General features: G+C 57.9%; 7 protein-coding genes and 1 pseudogene. 3 read left to right on the top strand and 5 right to left on the bottom strand.

Annotated elements, in window-relative coordinates; translation table 11 throughout:
• A partial coding sequence (locus ACM62R_RS09180) for an IS110 family transposase (protein WP_415183764.1) occupies positions 1-286 on the bottom strand: 286 nt, incomplete at its 3' end.
• Between the two features lie 79 nt (positions 287-365).
• Entirely contained in the window at positions 366-584 is a 219-nt protein-coding gene (locus ACM62R_RS09185) for a hypothetical protein (protein WP_415183759.1), read from the bottom strand.
• 253 nt (positions 585-837) lie between these two features.
• Here ACM62R_RS09185 and ACM62R_RS09190 point away from each other — a divergent pair, with 253 nt between their 5' ends.
• Complete coding sequence (locus ACM62R_RS09190) at positions 838-1,674, top strand: M15 family metallopeptidase (RefSeq protein WP_415183760.1); 837 nt, start codon at positions 838-840, stop codon at positions 1,672-1,674.
• 20 nt (positions 1,675-1,694) lie between these two features.
• Positions 1,695-6,641 carry a lysozyme inhibitor LprI family protein gene (locus tag ACM62R_RS09195; protein ID WP_415183761.1) on the top strand — a complete coding sequence of 1,649 codons (4,947 nt, stop codon included), beginning with the start codon at positions 1,695-1,697 and terminating at the stop codon, positions 6,639-6,641.
• 763 nt (positions 6,642-7,404) lie between these two features.
• Here the strand turns inward: ACM62R_RS09195 and ACM62R_RS09200 are convergent.
• The 3 genes from ACM62R_RS09200 to ACM62R_RS09210 all read right to left on the bottom strand — a co-directional run bounded on the left by ACM62R_RS09200 (position 7,405) and on the right by ACM62R_RS09210 (position 8,386).
• A complete protein-coding gene (locus ACM62R_RS09200) occupies positions 7,405-7,722 on the bottom strand; it encodes a type II toxin-antitoxin system RelE/ParE family toxin (RefSeq protein WP_415183762.1) in 318 nt (105 codons plus the stop codon).
• A gap of 4 nt (positions 7,723-7,726) precedes the next feature.
• Positions 7,727-7,981, bottom strand: a complete 255-nt coding sequence (locus ACM62R_RS09205; RefSeq protein WP_415183763.1) for a ribbon-helix-helix domain-containing protein — start codon at positions 7,979-7,981, stop codon at positions 7,727-7,729.
• Positions 7,982-8,080: 99 nt separating this feature from the next.
• The gene (locus ACM62R_RS09210; protein ID WP_415183765.1) at positions 8,081-8,386 is read right to left on the bottom strand and encodes an XRE family transcriptional regulator; all 306 of its coding nucleotides are present in this window, start codon (positions 8,384-8,386) and stop codon (positions 8,081-8,083) included.
• A 250-nt stretch (positions 8,387-8,636) separates the two neighbouring features.
• On the opposite strand from ACM62R_RS09210, the pseudogene ACM62R_RS09215 reads away from it, so the two are divergent.
• Positions 8,637-9,740 (top strand): annotated as a pseudogene (locus tag ACM62R_RS09215) (recombinase family protein); the annotation flags it as partial.
• Positions 9,741-9,797 lie beyond the last annotated feature (57 nt).

Raw genomic sequence — 9,797 nt, forward strand, 5'->3', positions numbered from 1 at the left:
AGCCATGTCCGCCAGCAGCGCCATCATCCGCGGCGTCAGATCGTCCTTGTGATCTCCGGCGAGCCTTGTCAGGAATTTCCGGAACACATGCCGCCCCTGCGCCGGACGAATACCGCGCTCCATCAGAAAACCCCTGCTTCTTCAGAAATTGGATGGCCTGATTGATCAGCCGGGTCCGATCCTGCACAAGCCGCTCTCGCGCCCGATGGAGGGCTTGCAAATCAAGTTGCTCTTCCGACTTGATCGGCACGAAACTCATTGTCGGACGGGTCGCGGCCTCTGCGATGCCCTCGGCGTCGCAGCCATTCTCTTCGGGGCATCAGTCTTGTGCACTTTCACGTAAGGCCGCACACAGAGCGGGGACATCAGGCGTGGCTCGTGACCGAACTGCAAACAAGACCGCCCAAGGTGATGGCGCCGCCACAGGCTTCCATGGCGACCACACAAGGTGGCAACTGCGCCAGAAAATCCAGAAGCCGGAAACGTTGCACACGTTTACGCATCACGACAGCACCAGTGCCGTCCACTCCCGCCACGCTGCAAACCGTCTTGCCCAAGTCAATTCCAAGAACCGCGATTTCCATCGGAATACTCCTTCCTGTCCTACCGATGACCGCAACTATAGCTGCGGTTTGGCGGGAAGGCAGTTCATCCCATTAGGTCACGCCCTCGAATGTTGCAGCTTTGCGAAAAATGTCGTGGCCATCGTGGTCGCTGATGGCAGCAACCCCCATAAGCAAATCCAGCGTTTGGTTGCTCGAATCATACCGATGCATTACCCTTTGAACGGACCTACTCCCATTCCGACGCGAAACACACGCACCGATAGGTTAGGTTATGGCAAGATTGTGGATTAAATCAGTTGCTTTATTTATTTCAACCGGCAGCTTTGCCGCGGCCCAGTGTCACGCAACAGACTATCTGGCATTGCCAATCTTATCAATAACCGGGGATTTCGAAAGAGCCGCACTATCTCTGGCCTACCCTGATATCTCTTTCTCAACAGATGACGGTCTTGTTTCAGCCGACGGCTTGCAGTGGATCGAATTCGGGGCCATCAGGGATATCCATCCCCAACAGCGCCTTGCGGAACCATCGGTAATTGAACAATTCGTTGATATTTACCCTCTTTCATTCAACCTTTCGGGCCGAAAATTGCCTTACTTCGATCCCGGCAGGGTAAGAAATGACGCTTTCTTTCGGAGTCTTTATTTTCAGAGTGCAGAAAACGCAAGCGCTTCTCTGGTCGCTGTCAGTGAGCCGACACTTACCAATACCGTGTTTCGGGTCACTGGCAAACGGAATGTCGCGTGCCAATTGGCTGCCGTTCTTAAAACCCTTGCGTCCACACAAAAAGACTATTCCGCCGTTTTTTCAATGTCGGGCGGTGGGTACAACTGGCGGGTGATCAGCGGCACAGACCGGCTTAGCCCGCACAGTTTCGGGGTTGCGGTGGATGTGAACCCTGGGTTGGGACAGTATTGGAAATGGACAGGCGCCACGGAAGGCAATGTCGGGGCTTACAACAACCGAATACCAGCAGAGGTCGTGATGACCTTTGAGCGGTATGGATTCATCTGGGGTGGGAAATGGCATCATTTCGACGGAATGCATTTCGAATTTCGTCCTGAGCTGATCCTGTATGCCCGCCTCGTTTCTGTTTTTGAAGAATAGCATCGTTCATGAGGGAAATCATGAAACTATGGTCTTATAAAGCCGTCTGGGTAATCGCCTTTCTTTGTAGCGCAATTGCACCGGTACATGCGCAGCAATTACTGGACAGCTACACGGCTGTTATCAGCATAGAAGATCGGGTTAATTCCAAAGGTTCACCGCTGACGAGTTTGGCACAGATTCTTGCGCAGGATCGGGCGAATGTTCACCGCTTCGGTATCCGCCAGCAGGGCGATGTTATTGATGCGACATTCGGCTCATCCGAGGCGCGTGGCCGGTTCGCGGAACTCTTGGCGCGAGGCATGCTTGGCCCCGGCGTGGCAGAGGCCATCGCCCGAGGCAGCGCACCCTTGCTGAATGTTCAGGTCTATGGTTCCGCCGGGCGCCCGTATTACCTTAGCGTCACGCTTGCCGATAGCGGTAGGGCACCCAACGTAGCGCCCTCTTATCCGGTTGCAACCAATGGCCAACCGGGGATGGGGAAGTGGAGCTATATCTTGGCTGATGTCGACGGCACGACTATCGCCAGCCTCAATCTTGAACGGGATGGCGAATTACTAGTGACAATGCGCTGCGCGGCGTCACTGAACCCGGCGCCGGTTTTAGGGATCGACCCGCGTGCTGGCGTTCTGACTTTACAGTTCAGCCCAACGGTATCAGGGCCTTACACGGGATATGATCGCAGCATTGGCATCGCGCTGGGATCAAGCACCAGCAGGCAGTTGCCAATGACGTTTGAGCAAAGCGTCGGGGTGTATTTTGTTCGCATGGTCCTTAGGGATTGGCTGCGCGATGCTTTCGACCGTGGCGCAAAGTTGAGCATCAACTCTCAGCAAGCGGGGCGGCTCGACGTTAGAATTCCACAGCCGGAGGCACGCGCGCTTGCATCGGCCTGTCGGGCAAGGGGGGTGGATCCGGCGGTGACGCCGGGGTTCGACTGTACCAAGGCAGGAAATGCCGTCGAGGATTTGATCTGTACGCTCCCCCATCTGGCAGAGCTTGACCAAAAACTTACCGAGGTTTTCGCCTCGGCGCCCGAAAACCTCAGGGCGTCGCAGCAGGTTTGGATCGAGGCGCGGAACGGTTGTCGGACCAATGTCGCCTGTATTGAGGAGATGACATCACAACGAATTGCCTTACTTGGTAACAGTGGGCCGCTGGCCGCCGAAAATGCACCCGTTCTTGGCGCGGTGCCTTCTTTCGCAGACAGGTCGGATAAGGCTTCGCAATCGGCGGCAGCCCCCATGCAGGCAGACTCGGCCGGGGCCCTGATCGGCACAGAGGCTCTGCTGGATAGATTCCTGTTGTGGAGCATCGCGCAGAATCCGCACCTCGCCGCCGAAAAAGCGATCCAGTACCGACTGCTTGCCTATGATTTCCCGCCGGACCTGCCCGAAGTCGCGGCGGCCAAGAACATGGGCTGGGAGGCTCAGGCGCGTATCGAGGCCTTGGCTCCACGTTTTGCCAACGCACCGCCGGTATCGGCAGTCATCGAACAACCCATGACGATCAGATACGTGAATGGTGATCCGAAATTGCCACTTCAACCCTCTGGGGGCACAGTGGACCTTATCGGTGACGCGGCTGCGATTACCCGGCTGATATTGCCGGATCACAAGTTCAGCAGTGGGTTCTTCGGCTTGACCCTCAATTTGGACAAGCCCTTCTATCTGCCGATCCCGCAGAGCTTCACGCCCGTGCCGGATGGGATGATCGGCCCGAACAAGGGCAAGACGCTCGTGCGGATCGCGGTCACGCTCTCGGATCATTTGCCGAACATGCAGGGCAACATCTACCACGGAGGCAGCGCCCGTGCCGTGATCCATTCTGTCACATTTGTCTATCGTCCGGTCATACGGGATGACGGACCTCGGCACGATGGGCCGGATCAGATCTTGCATGTCTGGCAGGGCGGTGACGCGGCCAATGTGAACATTGCCCGACCGACCGACGCTCTGGAAACCGCCCGGATCTACGGCGGCGGCGCGAGCAGCGGGCGCTATGTGGTCAACAGCCGCGACATGAACGAAGCGATGGGCGAGGTGCCCGATGCGCTGTTGCGCAAACTGTCGTCCTGGGATGCCTTGCTTCTTGCGACAAAGCTGACGGTTTTGACGACGGCACAGCCCGAGCGTACGCTTGATCCCGAAGTGGCCGAGCTTGTCATGCGCGCACTGCTCAGCGACCGCGAGCGCGCCGATCTTTTCCCGCTCAAAATCGCTACCGCCATCCCAGGCGATCAGCCCAGCGAACTGGAACTGCGCGCGGCGCTGACGCAAAACGAAGTAGAGATGCGGCAGCGCGTCATCGAGCGCAGTCCTGCGCTTCCTCTCGCGCTGCGATACATTGGCCGGATCGCGCTCGGGAAATACGATTTCGAGACTGCGGGCTTCCCGTTATCGACCTCGTTCGACTCGGTACCGTGGTTGCCGTCCGATAGCAGGGGCCAGCAGATCACGCGCTTTCTGCCGGATTTCCTGCCGGTTGCCCCAGAGGCCGCGCAGGCCTTGCTTGACAGTTTTTCGCACGACGGTTCCGGCGGACGCGAAAGGCGTTTTCTGACCCTGGTGATCGACTATAGTCTGGATACGCTGAGCACGCGGACAGGTCGCAGCGGCGCGATTTCGATGCAGGAGGTTGGCAGCGTGCGACCGTCCTTTGCGGTAAGCTCCATTCGACTTTACTCCGGGGACGACTTATCGCGGCATCTCTATGAAATAGCCGTACCGGACGGGTTTGCGAAGGTGCCGCAGAACGGCGCGATGGCTGGCGATGCCGGCGCCCCAAAGACCGGTGATGCCCTTCCCGATGAGCTATTTTTGACCACTGGTAAAAGCCTGCTTGCCGCAATTGACAGGCTCGACGTCAGCGGAGAGATCATGAAAGAGGCGATCAAGGACGTGCGCGCGATCTCGCCTTCACCTCAAAGCACTTATGAGGCCCGCAAGGCGGCATTTCGGCAGGAATTGCGCCAGATGGCACGCGACAGCTACTGGATCGGCGCAAGTTTCAAGCTTGGCCCTTATGATGCAGATCAGGGCGGCTTTCCAATTGTGCGGCTGGGCTTTACACCCGTCGGCCATTCAGAAGATTTCGACGGTGTCGAGGCCCCTCCCATCAGAGGGGTCGAACAAGCAGACTATGCATTTTTGCGCGTGCCGGCCGAATTTGCCGACGAAGTTGCCAGCTTCACCGGAAACAAGCGCGCAACCGGTGCCTATATCAAGGTCCATCCAGTCGGTGCAGTCTATGACCGCGATGAAGGACAGACGCTGGTGATCTCGGCGCCCAGCGAAGTCATCTTTGATAAGGCGCAAACCAACGCTTTGCCGCTTAAGGTCGACATTCGGGTTGCGCTTGACGCACCCGCACGGCTTGGCGCCGCGTTTGGGCAAGAGGACGTGAAGGTTGCTCCACCCGATGCGCTGATGCTGGATCCTGAGGGCCTTGACCTTCTGGCACTCTCGCTCGCGCCGGAAACGTTTGACGATAAGATGTTCAGGCGCATGCTGGTCGACCGGCTGTTGAAAGAGCGCGACACGAAGGCGAAAAAGGAGAAAGCCGGCGAAGGAACGGCCCCGCCCCTTGATTGGCGCCGCTTCTTTGCCAATCCCGATCAGCCGCTGCGCGCGAGTGCCATTGATGCGCTTTTGCCCGAGTTCCGTTCATGGTCGCTGGCCAGGGCGGCGGCGCTGCCCGATGTCCTGCTGTTGCCAACGGGAAATATCAACCCCATCAGCGGCTGCCGGGGCCTTCGGGTGTTACGGCAACCTGACGTCGAAATGAATTTTCCTTTCTTGTTGGCAAACATTTCAAAGATACTGAGGCCGGACGTGACGCTGACGCAGGGCGTTGGCAACAGTTCTGAATCCGGCCGATCCCGCGCCGGTCCCGATGTGGTCTGGTGGTGGGAGGGCGGCGGCCGCTTCGGTAGCGGACTGGACTGTAAATATGTATCTTCGGGGCTCCGCTCGCTGGACAAGGGTATCCGGCCCGACAACGCATCCTATGTCTCGACGCTGGTTGTCGTTCGTGAACAGCCCAGTATCGGCGGTGTGACCGAAATGCCGGACAGCATCGTTTATAAGCTATCGATTGATGACATACGCTTTGTTCCGTCGACGTCCCTCAGCCAGCCGCCCGACGGCCTGGTCGGATTCGTGGTACTGACGAGCCAGGTCGAAGCCGCAGAGGGCTTCCGGCGTGACCAGTTCGGCGGCGGCTACAAATCGGTCGGCAGAACCGAGAAAGGCGATTGGGACGCGATTGTTGCGACGCCGCCTGAAAGTCTGGATATTCTGGGCCTCACACTCGAAATGCCGCTGGCAGAGTTTGAAAGCTCAGTGCGCGAACGCATGCCGGGCGCCGCACTTTATACCACTGACATTCCGGGAAAAAGCATGTTTGGTCATGCCAGCGCGCTTATTGATCCCGCTACAGGCGAGTCGCTGGTTGCGGTCTATGCCGACCATGTGAAAGACAAGCCCGTGATCGCGTTGATGCGTCGCCTCGAACTCGACCCCTCCGAGGTCAGCCTGGAGGGGCTGAAGCTGTCGCTTCAAGAAAAATATGGAGCCGCAATAAGCGAACATGCGGAAGACGAATGGTATTGGGGGGCCCTTCCCGAAGAAGAAGACACCTGGGGATATTGCGGCGCGCCATCCCTGCTCCACTTGCAAGATCTGGGTGCCGCGCCTGCGATGGTTACCGAAGACGCCGCCGCGTTCGGCGACAAAAACCCGGTGCGCGGAAATCAGTATTGGAGCGAACTCGGATGGCCAGACGATTTTGAGGAACGGCCGGGTAGGATCCCCGACATCTCGCAGTGCGCCCCGTTGGTAGCCGTCAATACCGGCCATAGCCGCGACAAGCTCATTGTTGTCATCTGGCTGTTTGACCGGGCATTGGCGGAACGGCTGGACGCACAACCACGACCCGCAGCGGCCAAAGCCAAGATCGAACTATAAGGCAGGCTCGGGCGAAACGCTGCTATGCTGCGGGCAGCCCTGTGGCCAACGTCCAAATGAAACATATTGCCCGTTTGAGGGTGGGACTTACCGTCACAATCAATTCCGTGATGAATTCGGTTAACCGTCCTGCCAAGTCTTTGAAAATGTGAACTGAAATAACACGGGCAGGGTGCGCGGTGTCTGCCGAGACATGCAATGCTTCCAGTTTGGCGCCCCGGCCCGTCCGCCTAATAAGGCTTTGAAGAAAGAGTCGTCTATGTTGCCATCGGAGGCGATCGGATCGCGCCATTGGGTTTTGGCGGGGTTAGGCTGCAGCGGATTGAAATCCAATAGGAAAACAGGGCCGAACCGTATCGGGCGAGGTTCGCCCTAACTGAGACTGAGGGCCATTCTGAGCTCAACCGTGACCTGGCGCCGCGCCTATGAGGTTCGGCCTCTTCCCGCAAACCCCTTTGGTAACACGCAAAAATCCGTGCCCGTCGGGGCGGCGTCACTGGTTCGCAATAGGGATAATGGCGGAGGAAACGGGACTGGCGTCGAACCTTCTCCACATCAAGGCATTGATTTTAAATTAATAATTTTTGCGCAATCCACCCCACGTGCGCTTCCAACACTGCAAGCGTCTCACATGGCGATGCCGTCTGGCGAGAGCGGCATCCTCCCCACCTCCAGCAAGTGGGTGTCTACTTTTATCGCTGGACCGTGCAAACATCGGCGATTCCACACAGCCAAAACTGATGCGCCTTGAAAAGGCGTCCGATCATCCGAGCCCGAAATCTTCCCCAAACCGGTCGATCTGATGCATGCGCTCGTGCAGGATCGTCACAATCCCGATGTCGCCATTCGAGAGATGTCGCCAGTAGACGAAATGGCGCTCAAAGCGAAAGAAGTACCCTTCAACACCAAACTCGGCTGGGATCGGTTTCGACGCGACACCGTGCGCTGCAATCTTGTCGAAGGCGGCAAACAGGCCGGTGATGTATTTCTCGGCCTGATCATCTCCCCATCTGTCACGGGTGTAGCGGTAGATGTCATCGAGGCGATGGGACGCCCCTTCCTGGATTCGAACGGCGGGCACCGGATCAGGCCCGGTTCCGCGCGATCACCTCGGCAGCAGTCAGCGGTAGATACGTTTCTTCGGCTGCCGCGAAGGCATGGGTCAGCTCGCCCTTCAGCCGGTTGAAGGCTTCCTGCTCCGCCCTCTCCTTGTCACGCCGGATCAGGTCGCGGATGTACTCGCTGACGTTCTCATAGGATCCGTCATCGCCTACATTGGCCGACACGAAGTCACTCAGGGCTCCACCAAGGCGGACGGTCATCGTGGTTGTTCGGGACATGGCGCAGCACCTCTCATCTCGCGTGTATTCAATATAACCAAAAACGCACACAAAACAAGAGTGCGCTGCGCCCTACTCCTGCCGATCATCGTTCGCCTCTCAATCGTCTGCCTCCTCGACAATGTGGCGGCCTGCAAGTGCAAGAACAATGTAGAGCACGGCACCCGAATGCCGCGCGAGGGCGATCAGATGGTGGCCGCTCGGCCCCCGCTCGCCCGAGAACCAGTATTTCACGGTGCGTTCGCTAGCGCCCGTCCAGCGCATGGCCGTTTTGATTGCCCTGTATGTGTCGTCCAACTCTTCGTGCAAAGCCATCGCTATGGCGGTTCGATAATCGGTTGGTTCTGCGATCAGGTGCACAAATGTGCCCATTTTCGGCACAACTGTGCCCATCTTCACGCGCATTTTCACGTCCTTCTTCGTTAAACAATTGAAGAACCATGAAAACGGCGTGTGCTGATTTTGTCCGCGGTGGGTCATTGGACCGCGCTTGACGGACACTACTGATTTTAGGAGCGCAGTAATGAAATGGAATTTGAGAACTGCCTGCCGGGCAAACGGAAAGATCTTGCCCGTTTCAGGGAACGACTTTCCAGACGCGTTTGTGCCAGATGGCAATATAGAAACCAAAAAAGGCTGAAAAGGAAAACCCGATTTGAATAACGGTCGATACAACAGCGAGGACAAAGGCGACGAGGCTGGACAGGATATCCCGGCGGTCGCCTATGTGCGGATGTCGACCGATCACCAGAAGTACTCGACTGAGAACCAGCTCGACATCATCCGAAATTATGCGACCGCCCGGGGTTTACAGATCCTGCGCGTGTTCGAGGACTCCGGGCGGTCCGGGTTGCGCTTGGACGGCCGCGAAGCGCTGCAGAACCTGATGGCCGAGGTCCGAACCGGCCAAGCGGATTTCAAGGCCATTCTAGTCTATGACGTCAGCCGCTGGGGCCGGTTTCAGGATGCTGATGAAGGTGCTTACCACGAGCATGTTTGCTCTCGCGCGGGGATCCGGGTCCATTATTGCGGTGAGCAGTTCGAAAACGACGGCAGCATCGGCTCCAACCTTCTGAAAACCGTCAAGCGGGTGATGGCAGGCGAATACAGCCGCGAACTTTCAGTGAAGGTCTTTGCCGGGCAGTGCCGTCTGGTGGAGCTTGGATACCGCCAAGGCGGCGCGGCTGGTTACGGCCTGCGTCGGGTGCTGATCGATGAACACGGCAACCCGAAGGGGGCTTTATCCCGCGGCGAGCAGAAGAGCCTTCAGACCGACCGTGTCGTGCTTGTTCCGGGCCCTGAGCAGGAACAGGATGTCGTGCGCCGCATGTACCGAATGTTCGTCGAGGATGGCCGCACCGAGCGTGAGATTGCGGAAACCCTGAATGCCGAGGGGCATCAGACGGATCTTGAGCGGCCGTGGTCCCGGGCCTCCGTTCACCAGCTCCTGACCAACGAAAAATACATCGGCAACAACGTCTACAACAAGGTGTCCTTCAAGCTGAAGCAGCGCCGGGTGGTGAACCCGCGCGAGATGTGGATCCGGGCGGAGGGCGCCTACCCCGCCATTGTGGACGAGGTGCTCTTCCTGCGCGCGCGCGAAATCGTCGACGCGCGCAGTCAGCATTTCACGGACGCCGAACTGCTCGAAGCCTTGCGCGCCGTGCTGAAACAGAAAGGCGTGCTGTCGGGACTGATCATTGATGAACAGAACAACGTGCCATCCTCCAGCACTTTTCGGAGCCGCTTCGGCAGCCTGCATTGAACCGCCCCGGGTTTACCGGAGGGTGATTTGTTCAACGACTAGGCGACCATA

Source organism: Phaeovulum sp. (assembly GCF_047638075.1).
In the GTDB taxonomy this organism is placed as follows: domain Bacteria; phylum Pseudomonadota; class Alphaproteobacteria; order Rhodobacterales; family Rhodobacteraceae; genus UBA6197.

Coding starts and splice junctions, on each gene's coding strand:
- ACM62R_RS09185 (WP_415183759.1), bottom strand. CDS start 584: ATGGAAATCGCGGTTCTTGGAATTGACTTGGGCAAGACGGTTTGCAGC.
- ACM62R_RS09190 (WP_415183760.1), top strand. CDS start 838: ATGGCAAGATTGTGGATTAAATCAGTTGCTTTATTTATTTCAACCGGC.
- ACM62R_RS09195 (WP_415183761.1), top strand. CDS start 1,695: ATGAAACTATGGTCTTATAAAGCCGTCTGGGTAATCGCCTTTCTTTGT.
- ACM62R_RS09205 (WP_415183763.1), bottom strand. CDS start 7,981: ATGTCCCGAACAACCACGATGACCGTCCGCCTTGGTGGAGCCCTGAGT.
- ACM62R_RS09210 (WP_415183765.1), bottom strand. CDS start 8,386: ATGCGCGTGAAGATGGGCACAGTTGTGCCGAAAATGGGCACATTTGTG.